The organism is Hydrocarboniphaga sp., assembly GCF_965279055.1.
Lineage (GTDB): Bacteria > Pseudomonadota > Gammaproteobacteria > Nevskiales > Nevskiaceae > Hydrocarboniphaga.
This window is the reverse complement of record NZ_OZ257125.1, coordinates 653,725-678,952: the sequence shown is the minus strand read 5'-3', so window position 1 is coordinate 678,952 and position 25,228 is coordinate 653,725. Positions and strand designations below refer to the sequence as shown.

Below are 25,228 nucleotides of genomic sequence, written 5' to 3'. Positions count from 1 at the left end.
CGCCTCGCTACGGCGTCGCCCGGCGCCGGTACACACCGAGTTGACTCGCGCGCGCTTGAGGGACGCCGCACGCGTCGGCCGTCACTGCGGCATCAACGCCCCATAACCAGAAAAATTGTTCGAAAGGGAGAACGCATGAAAGCGATGCACGGATGTGGTTTCGTCGCGGCCTGTTGGCTGACGGCTGCCGTGGCGACACCGGCCAATGCCGCGCCAGCGCCAACCGACAGTGCGTCGACCGCGATCGGCGAGCGCATTTTCCTGTCACCGATGGCGCGCTATACGCTGGCCGATTCCGGCCGCCTGACCGACGACGGTCTGGGCGGATCACTGTCGGTGGGCCGCATCGTATCGGAGCGGCTGTTCGCCGAATTGAGCGGCCAATACGGTGTTTTTGGCCACGAGCAAGGCAGCGGCTCGGCGAAGATCGCGGGTCTCACCGCCAATGCGCTGTTCTTTCCCACCGCCCGCTCGGCTTACGCGCTGGTCGGCCTCGGCTATGGCAGCGTGCGCTCACAACCGTGCCTCGATGCCAGCTACGGCAGCGCTCTGCTGAACCTGGGTGCCGGCTACTGGTGGGCGCCGTGGACGTCGTCGGACATCGTCGTCCGCAGCCAGGTGACCTGGCAGCTCGACGCGCATAACGACCGCCGTACCGGCGACAGCCTCGGCAATGGCCGCAAGGCGTTCAACGATTTCGTCTTCAGCGTCGGCCTGGTGATCCCGCTGGGCAAGACCGCGGTGGTCGAGCCGGCGCCGGCGGCGCCGGTCGAGGTCGTCCCGGTCGCCGAAGCCGCGGCCGAGCCTGCCGCCGAAGCGGTCGCCGCCGCACCGCCGTGCCGCACGCCGGAGGCCGGACAGAAGATCGACTTCGCCGGCTGCGCGGCGGGCGACATCATCGTGCTGCGCGGCGTCAACTTCGACTTCGACAAGGCGACGCTGACGGTCAACGCCAAGACCTTGCTCGACGACGTCGCCGATTCGCTGCAGCGTGTGCCGTCGCTGAACTTCGAGATCGGCGGCCATACCGACGCGCGCGGCTCGGAGCCTTACAACCTCGGGCTGTCGCTGCGCCGCGCGCGATCGGTCGCCGACTACCTGCAGGCGCGCGGCATCGAGCCGTCGCGGATGCATACCGAGGGTTATGGCGAGACGATGCCGGTGGCGGACAACGCGACCGACGAAGGTCGCGAGCTCAATCGTCGCGTCGAGATCAAGATCGCCGGCGGAGCCGACAGCGCCGCGATCCCCGCCGACGCTGCCGCGCCGAGCGACTCGACCGCAGCACCAGACGATGCCGCCGGCACGACGACGGAACCCGCGACGCCGGAAACCACCGACAGCGCGGACACCGCGAACGCGCCTGGGTGATGCTGCCGCAGGGCGCTCCAGAACGGAAATGCCGGCGACGCTGGACAGCAGCGCCAGCGCCATGAACGCGGCGAGCACGCCGCGGCGCAGACGGCGATCGTCTGCCGTCGTGGCGGCGCTCATGCTGCGGGCCCGGCTGGGGTCATCGCGGTTCTCGAAAAGCCAAAATGCAGCCCCAGGTGATACACGCAAGCGTCGCTTCGGGAGCGACTGGTCCAACCAGTCGGCGACCCGCTGCGCGCCGCCGCGTGTGACACGAATGTGTCATTGCCGCTTGTTAGCGTGACTGAATATTCATCTCACCAGGGAATGGCAAATGAACTCAACAACGCTGGCTTCGACCGGCGGCAATGGGCCGCGCATGGATCAGGGGCTGGGCGCCGCCGGCAGTATCGGCTTCGGCGCCGCGGTGCTGGTGGCGATTGTGTACGTGGCCTACAGCGTCTATGTCGACGCCAGCGCGGCGGGCCTGCAGGCCACGGCTTACCTGCCCTTCGTCCTGCTGTTCATCGCGCTGCTGATCGCGCTCGGCTTCGAGTTCGTCAACGGCTTTCACGACACCGCCAACGCGGTCGCGACGGTGATCTACACCAACTCGCTGCCGGCGAATGTCGCCGTGGTCTGGTCGGGCTTCTTCAATTTTCTCGGCGTGCTGCTGTCCACCGGCGCGGTCGCCTTCGGCATCATCTCGCTGCTGCCGGTGGAACTGATATTGCAGGTCGGCTCCAATGCGGGGTTTGCGATGGTGTTCGCACTGCTGTTCGCCGCGATCGCCTGGAACCTCGCGACCTGGGCGCTGGGCATTCCCTCGTCCAGCTCGCATACGCTGATCGGCTCGATCATCGGTGTCGGCATCGCCAACGCGCTGATGCATGGCCGCAGCGGCACCGCTGGCGTTGACTGGACCAAGGCCACGGAGATCGGCAAGGCGCTGCTGATTTCGCCGCTGCTGGGCTTCGGCCTCGCGGCGCTGCTGTTCCTGTCGCTGAAACTGCTGGTGCGCAACAAGGCGCTGTACGAAGCGCCCAAGCCCGGCATCGCGCCGCCGCTGTGGATCCGCAGCCTGCTGATCTTCACCTGCACCGGCGTCAGCTTCATGCACGGTTCCAACGACGGCCAGAAAGGCATGGGCCTGATCATGCTGATCCTGATCGGCACCGTGCCGACGGCCTATGCGTTGAATCGCGCCGTACCGGCGCAGTACGTCGGCGAATTCCACAGCCACACCACCGCGCTGACGCAGACCCTGGGCGGCCACGGCGGCCAGGCCACGGTCGAAGGCGATCCGCGCGCGGCGCTGACCCGCTACCTCGCCGACAAGAAACTCGACCCGCAGACGGTGCCGGCCTTGTCGAAACTGGCCGGCGACATCGACCAGCAGGTCGGCGAATACGGCTCGCTGTCGCGGGTGCCGGCCGACCAGACCCGCAACATGCGCAACGACATGTACCTCGCCGCCGAAACCGTGAAGCGTCTCGGCAAGGAAGACAGCCTGAGCTTCGCGTCCACCGATTCCAAGGTGCTCGACAGCTACAAGGCTTCGCTGGACAAGGCGACGCGCTTCATCCCGACCTGGGTCAAGGTGGCGGTCGCGTTCGCGCTCGGCCTGGGCACGATGATCGGCTGGAAGCGCATCGTCGTCACCGTCGGCGAAAAGATCGGCAAGACGCATATGACTTATGCGCAGGGCGCGTCAGCCGAACTCGTGGCGATGGCGACGATCGGCGCCGCCGACGCCTTCGGCCTGCCGGTGTCGACCACGCATGTGCTGTCGTCCGGCGTCGCCGGCACGATGCAGGCGAATCGCTCGGGACTGCAGATGTCGACGGTGCGCAGCCTGCTGATGGCCTGGGTGCTGACCCTGCCGGTGTCGATCCTGCTCGCTGGCTCGCTGTACTGGATGCTGTCGAAGCTGTTCTGAGCCGCGGTCGCGCCGTGCAAGGCCCGCTGCTGACCAATGGCCTGATCTGGGGCTACGACTTTGTCGCCGGTGCGGCGATCGCGCTCGGTGATCCCGAGCCTGGCGACGCCGCCGCGGCGGCCGCATTCCGCTGGCTGCACTTCAACGCGGCGGATCGCGGCAGCGAGCGCTGGATCAAGGCTGCCGCGCTGCCGTCGCTGGTCGGCGATCTGCTGCTGTCGCACGACGACCACCAGCGCGCGCTGGTCGACGGCGACTGGCTCGCCTGCGTGCTGCACGACTACCAGCGCGAACTCGACGACCAGAAGACCGCCGGCGTCGGCACGCTGCGCTTTGCCATCAGCGATCGGCTGCTGCTGACGCTGCGTCGGCACCCACTACGCTGCGCCGACATCGCGCGACATCGCATCGTCACTGGGCGTTGCCCCGACAGCGCCAACGCGGCGCTGGAGCTGCTGACCAGCTCGGTGATCGAAGTGATGAGCGGCGAGCTGCAGGCGCTGGAAGCCGCCGTCGAACACATCGAGGACGAACTGCTGACCGACAGCCTGACACCGGACACCAGCGAGCTGGTGGCGATGCGACGGCGCGCCCTGCGGCTGCATCGCCTGCTCGCCGGCATGGGCACCATCGCCCGACGCCTGGAGCCGGACAGCGCGCTGTCGCCGCTGCTGCTGCCGGCGATAGAAAATTTCGCGCAGCGCGTCGCCGCGCTGGACCAGGGCGCCACCGCCGTGCAGAGCCAGCTGCGACTGCTGCGCGACGAACTCGAACTGCAGACGGCGCAACGCACCAATCGCAGCCTTTACGTGCTGTCGATCCTGTCGGCGCTGATGCTGCCGGCGACCCTGGTCACCGGCCTGTTCGGCATGAATACCGGCGGCCTGCCCTGGGCGAGTTCGTCGATCGGCACCGTGATGGCGACGCTGATGGCCGCCAGCTCCGCGCTGGCGGTGTATCTGGTGCTGCGCAAGCTGGGCTTCGTCAAGCTCTAGGGAACCTCTGATTAAGTCCTACGCGCCCGCGTGCAGGACTTAATCAGAGGTTCCCTAGGCTTATCTCAGGCGCCGCACGTCACAGATACGCGCTGGACGGACTCGTGCCGTTGCGATGCAGCTGCCGGCAAACCAGCATTTCTTCGATATCGATGACCACATCGCGTGCCGCTTCGTGGCGATCGCGCAGCGCGTTCCACTGCATCGTCGCCTGCGCCGTGCGATCGCCTCCGTGCCGGCAGCAGTCGATGTAAGCCAGGCTCTCCTGGTGAGTCAGTCCGAGCAGGATTTCCTGTCCCTCGGCATTGGTCGTCAGCGCCCGCCGGTGGGCCAGATAAGCGCGCTCCGAAACCGCCAGCTCCAGCATTCGTGATCTCCCTTGTCGTTCGACGAAGCGCGGCCGGTGGCCGCGCGCTGAGGGAACATTACGGCGCGATGCTGAATGCAAACGGTCCAGGCGCAGGCGCGCTCAATGGCGCTTGACCGTGCGAAAGCCGATGTGCGCCGAGGCCAGATCGGCCTCCTGCGATTCGCGCGCGGCGGCGCGATAACGCACGCAGAAATCCTGCGAGCATAGGAACGAGCCGCCCTTGATCACCATCGACTGCGCACCAGCCTGGCCATGCCCGGCGGAAACCAGCGCGATGTCGCCATTGGCATGCGAAACATGCGGACCGTTGTAGACATCGCGCGTCCATTCCCAGGCGTTGCCGATCATGTCGTAGAGCGCGAAGTCGCTGGCGGCGAAGCAACCCACCGGCGCCAGGCCGTCATGACCGTCCTGGCGCAGATTCATCGTAGGGAAAACGCCTTGCCAGTAATTCGCCAAGGGCTTGCCGCTGGCGTCGCGCGGCGCCTGGTCGAGTGTCCGGTCTTCGTGCCCGGCCTTGGCCGCGTATTCCCATTCCGCCTCGGTCGGCAGATCGCGATCCAGCCAACGCGCGTAGCTCAGCGCGTCGGCCTGCGTGACCAGGGTCACCGGATGATTCTGCAAGCCATCGAGATTGCTGTCCGGACCGTGCGGATGGCGCCAGTCGGCGCCTTTGACGAAGGCCCACCACGAATACGGCCGCGAGCCGAGCTCGGCCTGCGTCGGCTGATGGAACACCGCGCCGCCGCCCTGGCGCTCGGCCTCGGTGACATAGGCGGTGGCGTCGACGAAAGCGGCGAACTGCGCGTTGGTGACCTCGGTGCGATCGATCCAGAACGCGTCGACCTCGACGCGCTCCGCAGCCGGACGCTCGTCGACATAACCTTGCGTGCTGCCGAGCACGAAGCGACCGCCGTCGATATGCACCATGCCGGCATGCGCATCGTCGCGCCAGGCCGGCGGCAGGCCGGAATAAGCGGCGCAGGTCGCCGCGCTACCCAAGGGCGACAGCGGAGGCTGCGCCGCCGTCGGCCGCACGATCAGCAGGATCGCAGCGGCGAGGCTAAGCGTAGCCAACACGCTGGCGACAATGAGGGGGACGGGTTTCATGCGCGGCACATCATTCGGTTCGGATTTTTTTGTCGCAGCGATTCGATCGTGGCGGATAGTCGGGGCACCGAGCTGCGGCTGTCCAGCCGCGCGCCGATGATGCGGACCGAGGCGTAGTCAGGCCCGTCGACCCGCGCCAGCAGACGGCGCCGGCTGGCCCGCACGCGGTGCAGACGCTGGTGCCAGAGCATCGCCCTCTCGAACTCCGGCACCGCGATCGGCGCGGCGACCCACGGCGACAGGCCGTGGTAGGACTTCAGCTCCTGCCGGCAGAGCGCCGCGTCGATGCCGGTTCGTCCGGCGCACCGGCCGCGCGCGCGCTCTGCGCAATCCGCAGCGCCTCTTTGGCTTTCAGGCCGAGCGCCAGCAGCACGTGCTCGACCAGGTGCTCGCCCATCGCCTCCGGCGCCGCGCCGGCATTGACGCTGCGCATGCCGGCTAGGATCGCGCCGCCGACGACGTTCTGCGCCGCCAGAGGGTCACGAAACACTAGTCGCCCACTGTTGCGGCCTTCTTCCAGGATTTCCGGGATCAGGTTGGTCAGCTTCTGCGTGGTGCGATGCGTGGCGTCGACCAGGCGCAGCACCGCGGCGCCCCATTCGGGGTCGTCGGCCATCAGCTGGAACGCGGACTTGATCACGATCGCCAGCCGCTGCGCGGTGTCCTCGACGCGCTCGAAATCGCGCCACACCGGGCCGTTGATGCGGTCGATCAGCTTGATCGCCGCCGCCTCGATCAGCTCGTCCTTGCTCTTGAAGTAGTTGTGCACGGTGCCGCTGGCGACGCGCGCCTCGTCGGCGATCTCCAGGAACGTGGTCAGGATCGCGTCCTTGCGCGAGAACACCCGCGTCGCCGCATCCAGCAGGTCTTCGAGGGTTCGGGCGCGCTTCTTGTGCCCCCGTGTCAGCGGCTCCGCCATCGCGGCAACTCCAGTTTTTGGTCGCCGGATCTTCGGCAGCGCTGGCGGCAAAGTCAATATTGCATGGACTTTCTATACTGGTTATTAGTTCAATATTGACTTATTACTCAATATTGGAAAGAATGGCATGCATCGGGTTCCACCGACTTTTTGACCAGGAGTACGCCATGACCATTCTCTGCTCGCTGCTGATGACCGCGATGGGCACCGCCGTGTTTGCCGACATCGCCGACGCGATCGTGTCGATGGTGCGCAAGCCGAACCACTACTGAAGTCGCCAGGCAGTCGGCCTCTGGCCGCTCTCGCCCGCATGCGCCCGACGCAGCGCCCGCAGCCTGCGGTCGTCGGGACCAAAAAAAGGGGCGGTACCTTGCGGTGCCGCCCCCGGATCAAGCGTCAAACAAAAAAGCTACATCACCTGACTCTTCGGCAACCTCAACACCAGGCCGTCCAGATCCGGCGTGACTTCGAGCTGGCAGCTGAGGCGGCTGTTGCTCTCGGTGTGCAGGGTGCCTTCGAGCATCACCTCCTCGTTCTCTCCAATCGGCGGCAGCTTGTTTTCCCAGGCCGCATCGACGTAACAGTGGCAGGTGCCGCAGGAGCAGGCACCGCCACAGTCGCCGAGGATGCCGGGCACCGCGTTGTCGAGCGCGGTCTGCATCAGGCTGCTGCCCAGTTTCGCGTCGACCACGTGCTCCCTGCCGTCGTGCTCGATGTAGACGATCTTCGGCATTCGGGCAGCTCAGGCCTTGATCGCGGTGAACGGATACGAGCCCATGAATCCGGCCTTGGCCTTGCCGGTAATGGTGTTGCCGACGACCTCGCCCTTGAACTCGACTTTCAGCTTCATCGGCTTGGTGATCTGGTTGGCCCAGCTGATGTTCTTGCCGTCGTACTTGAAGTCGATGATCTGCGAGGTGTTGCCGTCGCCGGTCTGCGCACCGGTGAAGCTGTCGCCGCTCTTCTCCAGCACCAGCACCGCCGGCTGCGGGCCGGTCGGGCCTTTCACCGTCACGTTCCACTTGCCCTCCAGCGGCACCGGCCCGGCCGGCTCGGCAGGCGCAGCAGGCGCCGGCTTGGGCGCCGAGATCGTCGCGTTCTTCGGCTTGGAACCGACCCAGACCGGCAGCGAATCCCAGCCACGCACGGTGGAGGTCGACGACAGCACCGCGTTGTCGTAGTCCACTTCCCATTCCGGAAAGCGCTTGAGGATTTCTTCCATCGCCACGCGGCCTTCCATGCGCGCCAGCGGCGCACCGATGCAGACGTGGATGCCGTTGCCGAAGGTCATGTGCGGACGCACTTCGCGATGGATGTCGAACTTGTCGCCGTTGACGAAGCGGCGCTCGTCGCGATTGGCCGCGGCCACCATCAGCAGCAGCGCGCTGCCCTTGGGAATCTTCTGGCCGTAGTACTCGATGTCGTTGGTGACGTAGCGCGCCATGAACGGGCCGGGCGGCTCGAAGCGCAGCAGCTCTTCGATCGCCTGCGGGATCAGCTTCGCATCCTGCGCGATCTGGCGGCGCTGGTCGGGATTCTCGGCGAGGGTCTTGCCCATCCAGCCGATCAGGCGGTTGGTGGTTTCGTTGCCGGCGCCGGCAACGACGTTGACGATCGCGCTGATCTCGTCGCGCGTCAGCTTGCGCTTGCTGCCGGTGGCCGGATCGTTGAAATCCGCCTGCAGCAACTCCGTCATCATGTCGTCCGACGGATTCTTTTCGCGCCACTTGATGTATTCGTCGAAGTTGCCCAGCGCCTCGACCTGCAGATCGGCCTGCTTGGACAGATCGATCGGCTTGCCGGCCTCGGTGCGCATGCGCGCGTCGACCGACTCGCGAATCGCGGTCTGGTCTTCTTCCGGAATGCCGAGCAGGCCGCTGATCGCGCGCATCGGCATTTCGGCGCCGAGATTGGTGATGAAATCGAAGCGATCGGAGCCGACCAGCGGATCCAGGCTGCGTGCGCAGAGCTTGCGGATCTCTGCCTCGACGCCGAGCATGCGCTTGGGCGTGATGATGCGCTGCATCAGGCTGCGATAGGCGCTGTGCACCGGCGGATCCTGATGGATGAACACCGCATCGGGCATGCGCGACTTGGCCTTGATGAACTCGAGGATGTCGCCGTAGCCCGAACTCATGTTGTCCTTGTCGCGCAGGCCATGCTCGACATCGGCGTAACGGGTCAGCGCGTAAAAATCATGCTCTTCGTTGTAGTACAGCGGCGCTTCCTCGCGCATCCGCCGGTACGTCGGATAGGGATCACGGGACAGTTCGGGATTGTAGGGATCCCAGGAAATCGTCGGTGCATTCATGTGCATTCTCGTGCGTGAGGTACGGGGCAAGCGGTTCGTGCGAGTCTGAGCAGTGCAAATTGGCGTCAGAGACATGACTTTAATATAGTCGCGCCAGTTTTCACAGATGGGCCCGGCAAAAAAGCGCGTGGCTTTCCTCTACAGGCAACCCTGTTGACTAATAGCGGCGCGTTAGGGTATCCCGTCGCCGATGCAAGCCCCACGCGCCTCCATGCTGGTCGAAGCTCAGCTGAGCACGACCAGTGCTCGCGTGCAGCGGGTGCGCTACGACTTCAGCGCACCGCCGGCCAGCGTACTGCGAATTGATGACAGCATCCGCGTCGAGCTCTGCCTCAATTCGCGGCATCGCAGCGCCCGCGCCTGCTTCGTCGACCATTGGAGTTCCAGCCACTACGAGCGCATCGGCGAGCTGTTCGTGCTGCCGCCGACGGTCGACATGGCCGCCTGCAGCGACGAGGCGCGCTCGCTGTCGTCGCTGGTCTGCCAGCTCGAGCTGCCACCGATCCTGGCGCTGTTCGACCGCCTGCCGGACATGGACACGCGCTTTCTGCTGCTCGGCCTGGACGTGCGCGATGCCAACGTGCGCCACCAGATGCTGCGGCTGGCCGACGAGGTAATGAATCCGGGCTTCGCCAGCAAGATCCTGGTCGAGTCGATCGCCGCGCAAATGGGCGTGGACCTGTTGCGCTACGGCGCGGCGCTGCCGGAGCGCCCGCTGCAGGGACAGCTGGCGCCGTGGCAGCTGCGGCGCATCGAGGAGCGCCTGGCCGAAGTGCGGGAAAGCGCCGGCCTGCAGGAGCTGGCCGCACTGTGCGGCGTCTCGGTACGCCAGCTGACGCGCAGCTTCCGCGCGGTACGCGGCTGCTCGGTCGGCGACTACGTGGCCGAGCGCCAGATCACCCATGCGATGCGCCTGCTCGCCGCCGACGAAAGCGTCGCCTCGGTGGCGAGCAGGCTGGGCTTTTCGTCGTCATCGAACTTCTGCTCGGCGTTCCGCCGCGGCGCCGGCATCACGCCGGGGCAGTACCAGCAATCCGCGTCGCGCCAGCGCCGCCGCCGCGAGCTGATCTTCCAGTAAGCGTGCCGGGCCGGCCCGCCTTTCGCTGGCCCGAATTCAACGTGCAGGCCCTAACTCAGCGTAGACCGCCGATACCGGCCTGACTACCGTGTTCCTGCGACACGAAACCGACATCAGATCGGCATTCGTCGGCGGAGGAAGAATGAAGCCCGATTACAAACGAGTGCTGCTGCGCGGCGCCATCGCGCTGTGGCTGTGCCCGACGCTGGCGGATGCGCAGTCCAGCGACAGCAAGCCGGACGCGCCGACTTACGACGCGATCGCGGTCGACGGCGCGGCCGACGCGCCGGCACCGCAGCCGAAGCGTCAGGCACCGGCCAACACGATCGAAGAAGTGGTGATCACCGCGCGCCGCACCGAGGAAAGCCTGCAGGACGTGCCGGTGGCGGTGGCGGTGATGAACGCCAACGATCTGCAACGCGAGCAGATCAATACACCGCAGGATCTGCAGGGCCGGGTGCCCTCGCTGGTGATCGGCGCCAACAGCCAGATGCGCAACACCGAGTCGCCGACGATCCGCGGCCAGGGCGCGCAGTTCGGCGCCAGCCCCGGCGTGGTGATCTACCTCGCCGAAGTGGCGCTGCCGTCGGACCCGGTCGCCAACTATCAGGGCGGCCCAGGCAAGTTCTACGATCTCGCCAACGTGCAGATCCTGAAAGGCTCGCAGGGCACCTTGTTCGGCCGCAACACCACCGGCGGCGCGATGCTGCTGGAGCCGCACAAGCCGACCGACGATTTCTCGGCCGCGCTGCGCGCCGGCGCCAGTGGCTATTCCGGTCGCAGCTACGAGGGCACGGTCAATCTGCCGATCGTCGACGACACGCTGATGGCGCGCTTTGGCGGCCAGTTCATGCAGCGCGACGGCTTCACCCGCGACATCGACACCGGCAAGGACTACGACAGCAAGCACTACTGGACCTCGCGCTTCGGCCTGACCTGGCGGCCGACCGAGCGCACCGAGAATTACCTGCTCGGCTATTACACCGACAGCAACGACAACGGCACCGCGACGGTAATCAAGAACATCAACCGCGAAGGCCTGAACCAGGCGATCCCGGCGACGGTCGGGCTCGGCGCGCTGTCGCAGATTCCGGGGCTGGATCTGACGCAGACCCTGAATCTCGGCTGCGTGGTGCTGAACCTGTTCGGGCCTTCGAGCAACTGCGGCCAGGACATCCTCGACGACCAGCAGGCACGCGGCAACCGCCGGGTACAGCTCAGCGCCGACCCCACCGACCAGCTGCGCACCGGCGCGGTGATCGACAACTTCCGCTACGACCTCAGCGATGAAGTCACGCTGCGCAACATCGCCAGCTACTCGGCATTCAAGCACCAGTACCGCTGGGATCTGGACGGCTCGCGCGCAGCGTTCAACGACTTCGTCAATCCGGACGACTCCTACGAAACCGATCTGAAAACCGTCACCGAGGAGCTGCAGCTGCAGGGCAGCGCGCTCGACGGCACGCTCAAGTACGTCGCCGGCGGCTATTACGAACATACCGATTCCCAGGGCGAAATCGACGGCACCTCGCTGTTCTTCGTCGACGTACTGCAGCGCTACGACATCAGCAAGTGGTCGGCCGCGCCGTTTGCGCAGGCGACTTACGATCTGGGCGCGCTGGTCGATGCGCTGCAGGGCCTGAGCCTGACCGGCGGCCTGCGCTACACCTGGGACAACACCCAAGGCACGGCCTCGATCCGCCAGACCGCGGCCGGCGCCTTGCCGCTGGTCGACGCCGCGCACGACGCCGAGACCTCGGGCTCGGCGCTGACCTACACCGTCGGCCTCGATTACAAGATCGGCGCCAGCCTGCTGTACGGCAAGATCAGCCGCGGCTACAAATCCGGCGGCATGTCGGTGGTGGTGGTCAATCCCGATCATTACACCTACAAGCCCGAGTACGTGACCAATTACGAAATCGGCGAGAAGATCGATTTCGAAATCGCCGACATGCCGGTGCGACTGAACTCGGCGGTGTACTACACCGACTATTCCGATCTGCAGAAAGCCGGTGCCGACAGCTACGTACCGCCGAACTCGGTGAGCCCGGTACCGCAGCTCGGCCAGGCGGTGTTCAACGTCGGCAAGGCCGCCGTCGCCGGCTTCGAGATGGATGCGACGGTGCAGCCTTTCCACGGCTTCACGCTGGTCGGCAGCTATGGCTACACCCACGGCGAGTACAAGAAGTTCGACCTGCTCTACGGCGGCGCCACGCAGCAGCTGGATTGCAGCGGCCAGCAGAAACAGCGCGGCAGCGTGCTCGAACTCAGCTGCATTCCGTACGAGGCGCCCAAGCATCAGTTCAGCGTCTCCGGACGCTATCTGCTGCCGCTGGATGCCTCGTACGGCGACGTTGAAATGTCGGGCACCTATACCTGGACCGCGGCCCGCTATAGCGGGCAGACCACCTTGCCGGAAGACGAACCCGGCGCGCGCCTGCCCGCGGCCGGCCTGATCAACGCCAGCCTCAGCTGGAACCATATTTTCGGCTCGGCGTTCGACGCGCAGTTCTACGGCAGCAATCTCGCCGACAAGGAATACCGCATCTCCAACAGCAACCAGTGGCATCTGACGTACATCCAGGCCGCGATCTATTCAGAGCCGCGCATCCTCGGCCTCAACCTCAGCTATCGCTGGGGCGGCGACAACTAGTCGACAAGCAACGGGGCGATCGTCCATGCAAACTATTTCCGCACAGAAAACCAGTGGCGAACTGATCCTGCTGTGGACGGTGCCGGTGCTGGGCCTGCTGTGGTTCGCGGCCTTCCTGTTGTTCCCGGGCTTCACCGAGCCGATGTCGCCGACCATGAGCGCGGACGAGGTCGCCGCGTTCTACCGCGATCCGCACAACCTGCCACGCATCCGCTACAGCATGATCATGTTCAACTGGTTCGCGGTCGGCCTGATCCCGTTCCTGGCGCTGATCGTGATGCAGATCCGGCGCATGCGACACCACACGCCGGTGCTGAGCTACTGCTATCTGGGCTGCCTGACCGGCGGGCCCTCGCTGTTCGCGATCGCCACGCTGTTCTGGCTGCTGGCCGCGTTCCGCCCCGAACGCAGTCCGGAGATGATCCAGTTCTTCAACGACATGGCCTGGGTCACGTTCATCGGCCAGGTCGGTTTTCTGATCGCGCAATGCGTGTTCCTGGCGCTGGCGATCTATCTGGACCGGCAGCCGCGCCCGGTGTTCAGGACCTGGGTCGCGCACTTCAATCTGGCGGTGGCCGCAGCGCTGGCGCCGGCCTCGTTCTCGGCCGTGAGCCTGAGCGGTCCGCTGGCCTGGGACGGGCTGATCTCGTTCTGGCTGCGCAACGCCGCGATCACACTGTGGATCGTGGTCATGGCGCTGCAGGTCGGCGGCAATCTTTACCGGCAACGCCGCGAAGAGGCGCTCGCCGCATGAGCGCGGCACCCGCCATCGGCGCGCCAAAGCGACCCACGGGCCGGCTCGGCCGCATCGCCTGGCATTGGCGCCATGATCCCAAGGTCGAGCTGTGGATCATCTGGTACGCGATGGTGTTTTTCTACAACCTGTTCGGCGTCGTTTTCTGCCTGATGACGCGCGTGATACCGCCGCCGAAACCCTGGTGGGACACGCCACGCGTGCTGCAGTGGTTCAGCGACAATCACAACGGCCTGCTGATCGGCTTCGGCATCATCTTCATGGTCTCGGGCCTGGTCGCCGCCTGCAATGCGCTGATCGGCTACTCGATGCGGCGCATGTCGGTCAGCAAGGCCTTCGGCTATTCCTACGTCGCGATCTACTCGCTCAGCGCCACCCCGGGCATGCTGCTGACCGCGGTGACCTTGACCGTCGGCGCGATGCGGCCGGAGCGCGATCCCGAGCTGACGCACCTGATCTACGACATGGGCATCCTGTGCTTCAACGGCACCATGGGCGTGTTCCTGATCGGCACGCTGGTGTGGATGACCGCGGTGCTGCTCGACAAGAACCGCGTGTTCCCGCGCTGGTTCGGCTATCTGAACATCTGCAACGCGCTGACCGAAGTCGTGGTCAGCCCCTGCTGGATTTTCTCCAGCGGCGTATTCGCCTGGAACGGCATCGTCGCGTTCTGGATCGACACCGTCGTGTTCGCGGTCTACACGGTGATTTTCATCACCCTGCTGCGCAAGATGATCCTGCGCGACGACCTCGGCGACGGCCCGCTGCCGCCGCTGAAAGCGGTCGCGTCCGGAGCCTCGGCATGAACATCGGCCAAGCACGGCAGGCCGAGCCGATCCAGCGCGACATCTGGGTGCTGGTACTGTTCGAGGCGATCACCTTCAGCGGCTATTTCCTGGTCTACATGTACTTCCGCGCACAGAACGCGGAGCTGTTCCTGCAGTCCCAGCAGCAACTCAACGCCGGGCTCGGCTTCGCCAACACCCTGCTGCTGCTGCTCAGCTCCTGGTTCATGGCACGCTGCGTACAGGCCTCGCGCGAGCGGCGTTACGCGCAGGCGAGCCGGCTGGTTTATCTGACCATCGCCTGCGGCGCGCTGTTCGTCTGCGGCAAGCTGTACGAGTGGACGACCAAGATCCGCGCCGGCATCGAGCTGTCGACCAACGAGTTCTATTCCTACTACTACTTCCTGACCGGCATCCACGTGCTGCACGTGCTGATCGGCTTCGTCTTCCTCGGCGTGGTCGCCTGGCAGCTGCACGGCCCGCAGCGACGCAACCATCAGATCGTCGACGACACCGGCATTTACTGGCACATGGTCGACTTCCTGTGGGTGATCATCTTCGCGCTGCTCTACGTGATGAGATGAGCATGCTGCTGAAAGATCGTCTCACGCTGACCTGGCTGCTGCTCAGTGCCCTCACTGCGATCTCGTGGTGGATCGGCTCGCGTCACGGCCATCACGCCTTCGTCGCCAATGCCGCGATCACTTACAGCGTGATCCTGATGGCGGCGCTGAAGATCCGTTTCATCCTCACCGAGTTCATGGACCTGCGCCACGCGCCCCCGCTGCTGCGGCGCATCGCCGACGCCTGGCTGGCGTTGCTGGTGATCGGCCTGCTGGCGCTGTACTCGCTGGGCATGCGCTAGGCCGGCTCTGCCGGCCGAAGCGCCGGTCGCGATGCTGTAATCTCGCGGTTCCCTGAAACGCGATCGGTCGCATGCACACACTCGCGCAACTGCGCGCCGGCAAGCTCGTCGGCCTGCGCCGGCTGGACCTGAGCGCCGGCCTGAGCGAATTCCCGCGCGAGATCTTCGATCTGGCGGACACGCTGGAAGTGCTGAACCTGTCCGGCAACGCGCTGCAGGCGCTGCCCGACGATCTGCCCCGGCTGAAGCACCTGCGCGTGCTGTTCTGCTCGGACAATCGCTTCACCGAGCTGCCCGCGGTGGTCGGACAATGCGCGGCGCTGGACACGATCGGCTTCAAGGCCAACCGCATCGCTCATGTGCCGGCCGCGGCGCTGTCGCCGCAGCTGCGCTGGCTGATCCTGACCGACAATGGCGTGACCGGGCTGCCCGCCGAAATCGGCCGCTGCACCCGATTGCAGAAACTGATGCTGGCCGGCAATGAGCTTGCGCAACTGCCCGATGAAATGGCCGGCTGCACCGGGCTGGAGCTGCTGCGCATCGCCGCCAATCGTCTCGGCGCGCTGCCGCGCTGGCTGTTCGATCTGCCACGGCTGGCCTGGCTGGCTTACGCCGGCAATCCGTTCAGCGACATCAGCGAAGCCGAGGCGCTTGCCGAACATCCCGCCGCCCGCATCGACTGGTCGCAACTGCAACTGCAGACCGTGCTCGGCGAGGGCGCTTCCGGCGTGATCCATCGCGCGCTGTGGCAGCGCGATACCGCGGCCGGGCCGCAAGCCGTCGCCGTCAAGCTGTTCAAGGGCGCCGTCACCAGCGACGGCCTGCCTCGCAGCGAAATGGACGCCTGCATCGCGGCGGGCCGTCATCGCCATCTGATTCCGATCGAAGGCCGCGTCGTCGGCCATCCGCTGGCGACGCCGGGCCTGGTCATGCAGCTGATCGATCCGGTGTTCCGCAATCTCGCCGGCCCGCCGAGCCTGGCCTCGTGCACGCGCGACGTGTATGCGCCCGGCACGCGCTGGTCGCTCGATACCGCGCTGCAGATGGCGCGCGGCCTCGCCAGCGCGACCGCGCATCTGCACGCGCGCGGCATCCTCCACGGCGATCTGTACGCGCACAACACGCTATGGAACGGCGACGGCGACGCGCTGATCGGCGACTTCGGCGCCGCCTCGTTCTTCGCTCACGACGATTCGGCGATATCGCTGGCCCTGCAGCGTATCGAGGCGCGCGCCTACGGTTGCCTGCTGGAAGAGCTGCTGCAGCACTGCGATGGCGGCGCCGATGAACGATGGACGCGACTGCTGACGCTGAAAGATCGCTGCCTGCAGACGCAGCCCGCGCTGCGTCCGCTGATGCGCGACGTCGAGCGCGAACTGGCAGCGCTGTCGCCGGCCTGAGCTCGCTTGCGGTCGCGGCGGCGTGGACCCGTGCCGCCTCGATCCACACTCCCCGGTCGGAGCCGACACGGGCGCCGGCGTGCCGATCCGGCAAGACGATACGGCCGCCGACCTGAGCGCAGCCGATCCAGGCGACGGCGAGTAGCGGCTCGGCTGCCGGTATTCAATACCTTGACCGGCCCGGGCCGGGCCGATACCGTATTACTGAACAACTGTGTTGACTTACTAAGTGATACGGCCGGTGAATGCGGCCGATACGACGTGCCGGCAACCGCCGCCCTCGCCACGAGTGCGGCGCGACGCAGGCCGCAGCAGTGCGAACAGGAGCCCAGCTTTGACCGAGCGTAGATTCGATGACCGCGTCGCGGTGATCACCGGCGCCGGCCGTGGGCTGGGGCGCGAGTACGCGCTGCTGCTCGCTTCCAGGGGAGCAAAAGTCGTCGTCAACGATCTCGGCGGCAGCATGGCCGGTGACGGTGCCGATGCCGGCCCGGCCGAGACCGTGGTCAAGGAAATCCGCGCGGCCGGCGGCGACGCCGTCGCCTCCACCGACTCGGTCGCCACGTTCGACGGCGGCAAGGCGATCATCCAGAAAGCGATCGATGCCTACGGCCGCGTCGACGTCCTGATCCACAACGCCGGCAACGTGCGCTACGGCTCGCTCGACAGTATCGATCCCGCGGATTTCCACGCGGTGGTCGACGTGCATCTGATCGGCGCCTTCAACGTGGTGCGCAATGCCTTCCCGCACATGCTCAAGGCGGGCTACGGCCGCGTGGTGCTGACCTCGTCGATCGGCGGCCTGTACAGCATCCCCAACGGCCTGCCCTACGCCGTGTCCAAGTCCGGGATGATCGGCATCAACAACGTGATCGCGCTCGAAGGCGCGGCGCACGGCATCAGGAGCAACATCATCCTGCCGGGCGCGGTCACGCGCATGGCCGAAGGCCTCGACACCTCGCTGTATCCGCCGATGGGCGCGGATCTGGTCGCACCGGTGGTGGCCTGGCTCGCTCACGAGTCCTGCTCGGTCAGCGGCGAGCTCTACACCTCGATGGCCGGGCGCGTCGCGCGTGCCTTCATCGCCGAAAGCCAGGGCGTGTATCGCCCGAGCTGGACCATCGACGATGTCGCCGAGCAGATCGAGCGGATCCGCGACACCGGCCGGCTGCCCGAAAAGACCTGGCTGCTGCCGCCGCTGCCGTCGGGCTTCGGCGATCACCTGGCGCGCAGCTTCGAGATGGCGCGCAGCGGCGCCGTCAACAGGAACTGAGCGATCGCCATGGATACCGACAGCCAAGACATCACGGCGCAGCTGCAGGACCTGCTTGCGCGCGACACGATCCGGCGCTGCATCGTCCAGCTCGCACGCGGCGAAGATCGCCGCCAGGGCGAGTTGATCCGCGCCTCGTACTGGCCGGATTCGACCACCGACTACGGCGTGTTCAAAGGCAGCTTCCCGCAATATTTCGACTGGGTCATTCCCGGCTCGCCGGCAATCCCGAACACCCAGCATGTACTTGGCCAGAGTTACATCGAACTCGAAGGCGACCAGGCGCGTGTCGAGACGCAGCTGCTGTCGTATCACCGCGTCGACATGGGCAGCCAGCAGCGCGACGTGTGCATCGGCGGACGCTATCTGGACCTGATGCAACAGCGCGGCGGCGACTGGAAGATCGCGCAGCGCACGATGCTCTACGACTGGTACCAGGACTGGGGCGTGGCGATCGACTGGTCGCAGGGCGTGATGGGCATGCCGTTCAGCGCCGAGCATTTCAGCGGCCGCGCGCATGGCGATTTCAGCCTCGGCTTTTTCGCTGGCCCCTAGCAGCGGAGCGCCGGAAAATGTCGACATTGAAAGGCAAGGTCGCCGTCGTCACCGGTGCCAGCCGCGGCATCGGCCGCGGTGTCGCGCTGGCGCTGGCCGAACAGGGCGCGACGGTCTACGTGACCGGCAGAACGGTGACGCCGGGCTCGTACTACCTGCCGGGCACGGTCGGCGAAACCGCGGCGCAATGCAGCGAGCGCGGCGCCGCCAGCGGCGGCCGCGGCATCGCGGTGGCGGTGGATCATGCCGATGATGAAAAAGTCGCGGCGCTGTTCGAGCAGGTACGGCGCGAACAGGGCCGGCTCGACATCCTGGTCAACAACGCCTTCACCTTGTCGGACGATCTGCTCGACGGCAAGCCGTTCTGGGAAAAGCCGCTGTCGAACCTGGAGATGTGGGACGTCGGCATCAAGTCGAACTACGTCGCCGCCTGGCATGCGGCGAACATCATGGCGCCGCAGCAATCCGGCCTGATCGTCGCGATCTCCGGCTTTGCCGCGGTCACCTACACCTACGGCGTGATCTTCGGCACCTCGAAGACCGCGGTCGATCGCATGTCGCGCGACATGGCGATCGAACTGCAGCCCTACAACGTCGCCTCGATCGTGATGTGGCAGGGGCTGACGCTGACCGAAAAGGCGCGGGACAACCTCGCCAGGATGGGCCACAGCATGACCCGATCGATCACCAACCAGACCGGCAGCAGTGTCGAGCATCCGGGCCGCGTGATCGCGGCGATGGCGGCCGATCCGCAGATCATGCGGCGCTCCGGGGGCACGTTCATCACCGCCGAACTGGCACAGGAATACGGCATCACCGATGTCGACGGCAGCGTCGTCCCGTCGGCCCGCGCGACGCGCGGAGCCCCGATCTGGAAGCCGATTTCGGAGGTCGACTACCGTGGCAAATGAACTTGGATCCGATCGCCAGTCACGGCTCGACGCGCTGCTCGACCGCCAGGACATTCTCGATTGCATGACGCGCTTCTGTCGCGGCATGGACCGCTTCGACCGCGAGCTGTACCTGTCGGCTTTTCATGCCGACGCGCAGATGGCGGCGGGCTCGTATGTCGGCAGCGTGCAGGGCTGCTACGAATGGGCGCAGCCGATGCACGAGGCCGGGCAGGTCGCCACGCACCACAACATCCTCAATCACACCGTCGACATCACCGGCGATAGCGCACACAGCGAAACCTACTACCTGTTCGTCGGCCGCAACCGCGACGACTCCAACTGGATCGCCGGCGGCCGCTATGTCGATCGCCTCGAGCGACGCGAAGGCGAATGGAAGATCGCGCTGCGCACCAATCTGATCGAGTGGTCGGGGATCGTGCCGACGATGCCGCTGCCGTTCGCCGACGTGCCCGGCATTCATGCCAACGGCGCGCCCTGCCGCAGCCACGACGATCCGTCCTACCAGCGACCGCTGACCAACCGGCGCCAGCGTTCATCCCAATGAGCATCCCGATTTACCATCAAGAAAAGCGGAGCGACACATGACCGACAAAAAACTCGACTGTTCGGATCTGGACCGGCACATGGGCGTGCCGATCCAGCCGGGCCGGCTGCGCGACCCGATCGGCAACCTCGACATCCGGCGCTGGGCCCAGGCCATGCACTACCCCAACCGCCTGCACTACGACGACGACTACGCCGCGGAGAGCCGCTACGGCCGTCTAGTCGCACCGCAGTCGTTCCCGGTGGCGACCGACGACGGCCATGGCAGCGCGCCGGCCTGCGTCGGCGGCATTCCGGATTCGCACCTGTTGTTCGGCGGTGACGAATGGTGGTTCGAGAAGACCCGCGTATTCGGCGGCGATCTGCTGCGCAACGAGCGCATTCCTTTCGACTACACCGTCAAGGACACCAAGTTCGCCGGCCCGACCTGCTTCCAGCGCGGCGACAACTTCTACTACAACCAGAAAGGCGAGCTGCTGGCCAAGCAGCGCTCGACGACGATCCGTTATCGCGCCGATCTGGCGCGCGAAATGGGGTCGCAGGACACGGCTGCGTCCGATGATCCCGAGTGGAGCGATGTGCAGCTCGAAGAGCTGGAGACGCGCAAGTTCGAGTACATCAAGTCCATGCACGATCTCGGCCTCGGCAAGCGCTACTGGGACGACGTGAAAATCGGCGACGAACTGCCGGTGCGCGTGATCGGCCCGCACAGCATCGCCAGCTTCACCACCGAATGGCGCGCCTACATCTTCACGATCTGGGCCGGCGTGCATCGCCGCACCGACCTGGACATGGAAGCGCTGGGCTTCACCGGCCCGATGGCCGGCAAGGAGCAGGACCCGGTGCTGGAGAAGGAGAACCCCGAGCAGACCGACGGCGCCTACATCGGCCCGTCGCGCGGTCATCTGTTCCCGCGCTGGGCGCGCTACATCGGCATGCCGCGCGGCTATGGCTACGGTGCGTCGATGGGCGCGTGGATCCTCGACTACTTCGGCGGCTGGGCTGGCCAGTGGGGCCAGGTCGTGCACTCCAACTGCTCGTACCGCGGCCCGGCCTTCACCGGCGACATCACCATCATGACGGCGAAGATCATCGACAAGCTGGTCGACGACCAGGGCCGCTCCGTGGTGCAGGTCGACTGCCGCCTGGCAAGCCAGACCGGCGCGGTGATGGCGACGGCGAAGGCGGAAATCGAGCTGCCGAAAAAATAAGTCGGGCTTGATCTGCAGCGACAAGGAAAGGCGCCAGTGATGGCGCCTTTTTTTGTTCGTGCCGGGAAAAATTGTCGTTGACGCGATCAGCAACCCCATTCGTCCCGAGTAGCCGCTTGCGGCGTATCGAGGGATCGGACCGTGCTCCGATGCGTCCCTCGATACGCGCCGTTGGCGCTACTCGGGATGAACAAAGGTTTGTTGAGCCGTCTGCGGTGCGCAACCCGGGTAGGCACCGAGGCTACGTTCAGTCCAGCCCGGCCAGGATCCGGCTCATGCGTTTGCCGGTCGGCGACTTGGCCAGCGCGAACACGATTTCGTGGCGCAGCGCGGAGTCGGAGAATTGCGGGTCGCGCGCGTCGATGCGGCAGCCGATCGGGCCGACGAAGCTGGTCCAGTCCTTGCCAACCCACCATTCGCAGTGCGTCGGCGGCACATCGGCGGCGACGACGATCGCGTTGAACTGCTGCGTGGCCTGGTCGAAGACCACGTCGCCGTTGCGTCCCTCGACGACGAAACGCAGCACCGCCTCGGCGTAGGCGCTGCAGAACGAGCGGTGGATGGTGTCTTCAGTCTTCATCGGACGTGATGATCCGCTACCAGGCGCCGTTGGTCACGCGGATCGCGTAGAAACCGCTATAGCCGTCGGTGTACCAGATCTCCTTGCGCTCGGGCACGAAGGCCGGGCGCGACATCGGCCAGTTGCTGGCCTGCGCCGGCACCGGCAGCAGGCGCGGATTGATCGGCGCGTTGTAGTAGGCGACTTCGCGCGGATGCCGGACGTCGCGAATATCGAAGATGCGCAGGCCCGACAGGATCATGCTGCAGGCGGCGATGTCCGGGTTCACGCGCGTCGGGATGCTGCAGTAGTGGCCGGCATAGCCGCCGGCGATGTTGCGCGCGCCGGGGTCCTTGGCGATGGTGTCGCGATTCTCCGGCTCGTGTACCGCCAGCCGCAGGTTGGAAATCACCTTCGGCTGGGTTTCGTCGCTGATGTCGATGATGCGGCCCGCGCCGACGACGCTGCCGTTGGCGGCGATCACACCGCCGCCGTTGTTGGAGTATTCGTCGATCTCCAGCAGGTAGGGTTTGCCATTTCGGGTGAATGGCATCGCGTTCTGTGGAATGGTCTGGTTGTCCCAGGACACCGTGCCGATTTCGTGTACCTGCGGCCGCGACTTGCGCGCCTGGATTTCGGAGACGTCGAGTATCAGCACACCGGCGCCGTTGCCGTACGCGACATAGGCGCGATTGCCGTCGTCGCTGAGCGACAGGCCGTGCGAGGTGTAGGAGCCGATCCACAGCGGAATCGGCAGCCAGGGATTGGAGATGTCGACCGCGGTCAGCGTCGGCGTGCCCGGCGAAGCGGAATAAAACGTCTTGCCGTCGGGCGCCATGCCGCTTTCGTGGCCGAGCGTGCCGACCAGTGCCGACGAGCGCAGCTGCGGATGACGGCAGTCCTCGCTGACGTCGTAGACATCGACGATGCCCGGATAGAAAGCCGGATTGCCCATCACCGCGGCCAGCACACCGGCCTCCTGCGACACCACCAGCGACTCGTGCGGCGACAGCATCGCCGGCGTGATCAGCCGCGCGGTCAGCCGCGGCTGCGTCGGGTCGCTCATGTCGAGCACGTTCACACCGACATCGGCGTCGAGGATATTGCTCGGGAACAGCAGCGTGCTGTCGTAGTAGGCGCAGTCGTGGCCGGCCTTGTCGACATAGCGCTCGACCTTGAAGCCGCCGACGGTGCCGATCACGTTCTCCTTGCTGTAGGAGCCGACCAGCTCGGTATTGCAGGTGAAACCCTGCGCGGCGCGGCCGCTGTCGTGATCGGCCTGGCTGACGCGGCCCTGCATGCCGGTCTCCGGACGCGATCCGACGCCGCAGGCGGCCTGCGGCGTCGGGCCCGCGAGCGGCGTGGTGTCGGCCTCCTCGGGGCTGTTGCCGCAGGCGGCGAGGCTCAGGCTGGCGAGCGCCAGCAGTGAGGGAATCCATGCTCTGTTCATCACAGCCTCTTTCGATCAATGTCGCCGCGGATCTTCGGCGTCCGCGGCGGGGTCAATGGTCCATTGCATCCAGCGCCTGCTGCATCATCCGGATGCGCACGATCTCTTCGGACTGCTCGAGCACGATGCGTTGCGCCAGCTCCTGCACCGCAGGCAGATGCGCCTGGGTCGCGGCGAAACGCGCCATCGGAATCGCGCCCTCATGATGTGCCAGCATCAGTCGCAGAAACTGGCGGTCGCGCACACTGTCCTGCGACTGCCGCAGCTGCTCGAGCTCGGCCATGCTGGCGAGCCCGACCATGCCACCGGGCGCGCGGCTGCAATCGAGCAGGTACTGTCTGAGGTCCGCCGCGGGCGGCTCGTCGCCGAGCAACATCCAGCCCATGCCGGGCGTGAGCTGTAGCAGGGGCTGTTGCCATAGCCGCAGCCAGCCGCGCATTTCGCCGAGTTCGAGCTGCTGCATGCCTGCGATGCTGCGGGCGAGCACCAGCAGCCGCGTCGGCCTGCCGTCCTGCAGCAGCTGCGACATCGCAATCGCCTGCTGATGGTGCAGGCTCATCGCCTGCGCAAAACCGATGTCGACCGGGCCCGGCGTGATCGCCGCCAGCGCGGTGCGCGCACGCTGCGAGGCATGGAGTTGCTGATACGCGAGCAGGCCGAGCGCGCCGACGATCAGCGCGCCCAGCAGGTAACGCAGGAATTTTCCCGGCATTGCCGCCGCTCAGCCGCGGCTGCGGTGTCGACCACGGAACCGCCGGCCACCGGCGCTGACGATCTCCATACTCTCCTCGCAGATTGTGTATTCACACCCGCACTGGGCGGCGGGCTGCCGGCTTTATAGCCCGGCATCCACGAGCCAACAACCGCCGCGCAGCCGGCGCTAGTCCGCTGCATCGGTGGAAAAGCATCTGGATAGCGGTGCCAGCGCGGTGCGATGCAAGGAGAAAAGCACAGCAATAGCAGCGCTATTGCGAGCATTTTCGACGCCGCAGCGCGCTGTGATGGCGCCGATAGCCAGGTGCGATTTCATCGATGCAGTGGACTAGTGCGCGTGCGGGCCGACGCCCGATTTTTCGCGCTGCTCGAACCAGGCCACCGCATCGCGGATGGTCTCGGCGATCGGCCGCGGCTGCCAGTGCAGCTCGCGGCTCGCCTTGCCGTGGTCCATCTGCTTGAACGCGTTCGACAGGAACACGGCGTCGCGCCTGACCATGTAATCCTTGCGACCGGTCAGCTTGAAAACGAATTCCGCCACGGTCGCGATGCCGGCCGCCAGCGGCAGCGGGATCAGCTTCAGCGGCGGATGGCCGCGCAGCGCGGCGGCCATCGAGCAGAACTCGCGATTGTGGATGTACTCGTTGGCGATGATGTAACGCTCGCCGATGCGGCCGTGTTGCTCCGCCAGCAGCGCCGCCTGCGCAACGTCGCGGATATCGACCGTCGGCGCCGCCGCGTCCAGCGTGTAACGCATCTGGCCGCGCGAGACTTCCCACAGCATGTTGCCGTGCGGCGTCGGCTGGTAATCCTCGGGCCCGTAGGTATTGGCGACGCACAGCGCGATGCCGGGCAGGCCTTTTTCACGGCAATAACGCAGCAACTGATTCTCCGCCTCGAGTCGCGCCAGGATGTAGGCCGAGGCGCGGTCACGCCAGTTGAACGGAATGTCCTCGGTCACCGGGCCGTCGGGATTGAAGCCCAGCGTGCCCATGCTGCTGGTGAAGATGAAGCGCTGGATGCCGGCGGCCAGCGCCGCGTCCATCGCGTTGACCAGGCCCTCGACGTTGTTGCGATAAATCGGCGTCACGTCGCTGAGCCAGAAACGCGGATCGACCACGCTGTAGAACACGCTGCTGCAGCCCTGCATTGCTGCCCGCAGCGACGCCGGATCGAGCACGTCACCGTGTACGATCTCGACGTCCAGGCCCTGCAGCGCCTCGGTCTTGCTGCTTTTACGCAGCAGCACGCGCACCTTGCGTCCCTGCTGCACCAGCAGGCGCGCGGTATGGCTGCCGACGAAGCCGCTGGCGCCGGCGACCAGCACCGGCCTATCGGTGGAAATGCTCATGATCTGCGCCTGGCCTGTATGAGGTCTATCGAATGGCGGCCGAAGCGACCGCGCACCCCGGCGCGAGCCGCCTCTATCAAACAACGCTGATGATTATGATGGGCGGCGACGCGGGCGGCTAGAGGG

24 protein-coding genes and 1 pseudogene are annotated in these 25,228 nt (G+C 66.0%); 15 read left to right on the top strand and 10 right to left on the bottom strand.

The window, feature by feature from the left end; all coding sequences use genetic code 11:
- The first annotated feature begins 135 nt into the window (after window positions 1-135).
- The 3 genes from ACQZF9_RS03230 (at window position 136) to ACQZF9_RS03220 (ending at window position 4,287) form a co-directional block, all read left to right on the top strand.
- Entirely contained in the window at window positions 136-1,371 is a 1,236-nt protein-coding gene (locus ACQZF9_RS03230) for an OmpA family protein (protein WP_428311834.1), read from the top strand.
- Window positions 1,372-1,687: 316 nt separating this feature from the next.
- On the top strand, window positions 1,688-3,292 hold the full coding sequence (locus ACQZF9_RS03225) for an inorganic phosphate transporter (RefSeq protein WP_428311833.1): 1,605 nt from the start codon (window positions 1,688-1,690) through the stop codon (window positions 3,290-3,292).
- 14 nt (window positions 3,293-3,306) lie between these two features.
- Complete coding sequence (locus ACQZF9_RS03220; protein ID WP_428311832.1) at window positions 3,307-4,287, top strand: CorA family divalent cation transporter; 981 nt, start codon at window positions 3,307-3,309, stop codon at window positions 4,285-4,287.
- A gap of 79 nt (window positions 4,288-4,366) precedes the next feature.
- Here ACQZF9_RS03220 and ACQZF9_RS03215 read toward each other — a convergent pair whose 3' ends face one another.
- From ACQZF9_RS03215 to ACQZF9_RS03190, 6 genes and pseudogenes are all read right to left on the bottom strand, one after another.
- Complete coding sequence (locus ACQZF9_RS03215) at window positions 4,367-4,654, bottom strand: hypothetical protein (protein WP_428311831.1); 288 nt, start codon at window positions 4,652-4,654, stop codon at window positions 4,367-4,369.
- Between the two features lie 102 nt (window positions 4,655-4,756).
- Window positions 4,757-5,767, bottom strand: coding sequence for a formylglycine-generating enzyme family protein (locus tag ACQZF9_RS03210; RefSeq protein ID WP_428311830.1), 1,011 nt, complete (start codon window positions 5,765-5,767; stop codon window positions 4,757-4,759).
- On the bottom strand, window positions 5,764-5,979 hold the full coding sequence (locus ACQZF9_RS03205) for a hypothetical protein (protein ID WP_428311829.1): 216 nt from the start codon (window positions 5,977-5,979) through the stop codon (window positions 5,764-5,766). Before ACQZF9_RS03205 ends, ACQZF9_RS03210 begins: the two co-directional genes overlap by 4 nt.
- Window positions 5,980-6,023: 44 nt before the next feature.
- Complete coding sequence (locus ACQZF9_RS03200) at window positions 6,024-6,686, bottom strand: TetR/AcrR family transcriptional regulator (protein WP_428311828.1); 663 nt, start codon at window positions 6,684-6,686, stop codon at window positions 6,024-6,026.
- 409 nt (window positions 6,687-7,095) lie between these two features.
- Window positions 7,096-7,419, bottom strand: a complete 324-nt coding sequence (locus ACQZF9_RS03195; RefSeq protein WP_428311827.1) for a 2Fe-2S iron-sulfur cluster-binding protein — start codon at window positions 7,417-7,419, stop codon at window positions 7,096-7,098.
- 381 nt (window positions 7,420-7,800) lie between these two features.
- Window positions 7,801-9,003, bottom strand: a pseudogene (locus tag ACQZF9_RS03190) (cytochrome P450); the annotation flags it as partial.
- A gap of 205 nt (window positions 9,004-9,208) precedes the next feature.
- Here ACQZF9_RS03190 and ACQZF9_RS03185 point away from each other — a divergent pair.
- The 12 genes from ACQZF9_RS03185 to ACQZF9_RS03130 all read left to right on the top strand — a co-directional run bounded on the left by ACQZF9_RS03185 (window position 9,209) and on the right by ACQZF9_RS03130 (window position 21,028).
- Window positions 9,209-10,075 carry a helix-turn-helix transcriptional regulator gene (locus tag ACQZF9_RS03185; protein WP_428311826.1) on the top strand — a complete coding sequence of 289 codons (867 nt, stop codon included), beginning with the start codon at window positions 9,209-9,211 and terminating at the stop codon, window positions 10,073-10,075.
- Window positions 10,076-10,217: 142 nt separating this feature from the next.
- The gene (locus tag ACQZF9_RS03180; protein WP_428311825.1) at window positions 10,218-12,728 is read left to right on the top strand and encodes a TonB-dependent receptor; all 2,511 of its coding nucleotides are present in this window, start codon (window positions 10,218-10,220) and stop codon (window positions 12,726-12,728) included.
- Window positions 12,729-12,753: 25 nt separating this feature from the next.
- The gene (locus tag ACQZF9_RS03175) at window positions 12,754-13,482 is read left to right on the top strand and encodes a hypothetical protein (RefSeq protein ID WP_428311824.1); all 729 of its coding nucleotides are present in this window, start codon (window positions 12,754-12,756) and stop codon (window positions 13,480-13,482) included.
- Window positions 13,479-14,288, top strand: coding sequence for a hypothetical protein (locus ACQZF9_RS03170; protein WP_428311823.1), 810 nt, complete (start codon window positions 13,479-13,481; stop codon window positions 14,286-14,288). Before ACQZF9_RS03175 ends, ACQZF9_RS03170 begins: the two co-directional genes overlap by 4 nt.
- Window positions 14,285-14,851, top strand: coding sequence for a cytochrome c oxidase subunit 3 family protein (locus ACQZF9_RS03165; RefSeq protein WP_428311822.1), 567 nt, complete (start codon window positions 14,285-14,287; stop codon window positions 14,849-14,851). Before ACQZF9_RS03170 ends, ACQZF9_RS03165 begins: the two co-directional genes overlap by 4 nt.
- A gap of 2 nt (window positions 14,852-14,853) precedes the next feature.
- Complete coding sequence (locus ACQZF9_RS03160; protein WP_428311821.1) at window positions 14,854-15,132, top strand: cytochrome C oxidase subunit IV family protein; 279 nt, start codon at window positions 14,854-14,856, stop codon at window positions 15,130-15,132.
- Window positions 15,133-15,203: 71 nt separating this feature from the next.
- Window positions 15,204-16,532 (top strand): leucine-rich repeat-containing protein kinase family protein, encoded by a 1,329-nt coding sequence (locus tag ACQZF9_RS03155; protein ID WP_428311820.1) that lies wholly within the window; start codon window positions 15,204-15,206, stop codon window positions 16,530-16,532.
- 334 nt (window positions 16,533-16,866) lie between these two features.
- Complete coding sequence (locus ACQZF9_RS03150) at window positions 16,867-17,805, top strand: SDR family NAD(P)-dependent oxidoreductase (RefSeq protein WP_428311819.1); 939 nt, start codon at window positions 16,867-16,869, stop codon at window positions 17,803-17,805.
- A 9-nt stretch (window positions 17,806-17,814) separates the two neighbouring features.
- Window positions 17,815-18,360, top strand: coding sequence for a nuclear transport factor 2 family protein (locus tag ACQZF9_RS03145; protein WP_428311818.1), 546 nt, complete (start codon window positions 17,815-17,817; stop codon window positions 18,358-18,360).
- 17 nt (window positions 18,361-18,377) lie between these two features.
- The gene (locus ACQZF9_RS03140; RefSeq protein WP_428311817.1) at window positions 18,378-19,271 is read left to right on the top strand and encodes an SDR family NAD(P)-dependent oxidoreductase; all 894 of its coding nucleotides are present in this window, start codon (window positions 18,378-18,380) and stop codon (window positions 19,269-19,271) included.
- A gap of 64 nt (window positions 19,272-19,335) precedes the next feature.
- A complete protein-coding gene (locus tag ACQZF9_RS03135) occupies window positions 19,336-19,818 on the top strand; it encodes a nuclear transport factor 2 family protein (RefSeq protein ID WP_428313355.1) in 483 nt (160 codons plus the stop codon).
- A gap of 37 nt (window positions 19,819-19,855) precedes the next feature.
- Window positions 19,856-21,028 (top strand): FAS1-like dehydratase domain-containing protein, encoded by a 1,173-nt coding sequence (locus tag ACQZF9_RS03130; RefSeq protein ID WP_428311816.1) that lies wholly within the window; start codon window positions 19,856-19,858, stop codon window positions 21,026-21,028.
- 247 nt (window positions 21,029-21,275) lie between these two features.
- On the opposite strand, the gene ACQZF9_RS03125 is transcribed toward ACQZF9_RS03130, so the two are convergent.
- The 4 genes from ACQZF9_RS03125 to ACQZF9_RS03110 all read right to left on the bottom strand — a co-directional run bounded on the left by ACQZF9_RS03125 (window position 21,276) and on the right by ACQZF9_RS03110 (window position 25,102).
- Complete coding sequence (locus ACQZF9_RS03125) at window positions 21,276-21,608, bottom strand: hypothetical protein (protein ID WP_428311815.1); 333 nt, start codon at window positions 21,606-21,608, stop codon at window positions 21,276-21,278.
- A gap of 16 nt (window positions 21,609-21,624) precedes the next feature.
- Window positions 21,625-23,037, bottom strand: coding sequence for an LVIVD repeat-containing protein (locus ACQZF9_RS03120; protein ID WP_428311814.1), 1,413 nt, complete (start codon window positions 23,035-23,037; stop codon window positions 21,625-21,627).
- A gap of 52 nt (window positions 23,038-23,089) precedes the next feature.
- Window positions 23,090-23,749 carry a DUF305 domain-containing protein gene (locus tag ACQZF9_RS03115; protein WP_428311813.1) on the bottom strand — a complete coding sequence of 220 codons (660 nt, stop codon included), beginning with the start codon at window positions 23,747-23,749 and terminating at the stop codon, window positions 23,090-23,092.
- A 330-nt stretch (window positions 23,750-24,079) separates the two neighbouring features.
- Window positions 24,080-25,102 carry an NAD-dependent epimerase/dehydratase family protein gene (locus tag ACQZF9_RS03110; protein WP_428311812.1) on the bottom strand — a complete coding sequence of 341 codons (1,023 nt, stop codon included), beginning with the start codon at window positions 25,100-25,102 and terminating at the stop codon, window positions 24,080-24,082.
- Window positions 25,103-25,228 lie beyond the last annotated feature (126 nt).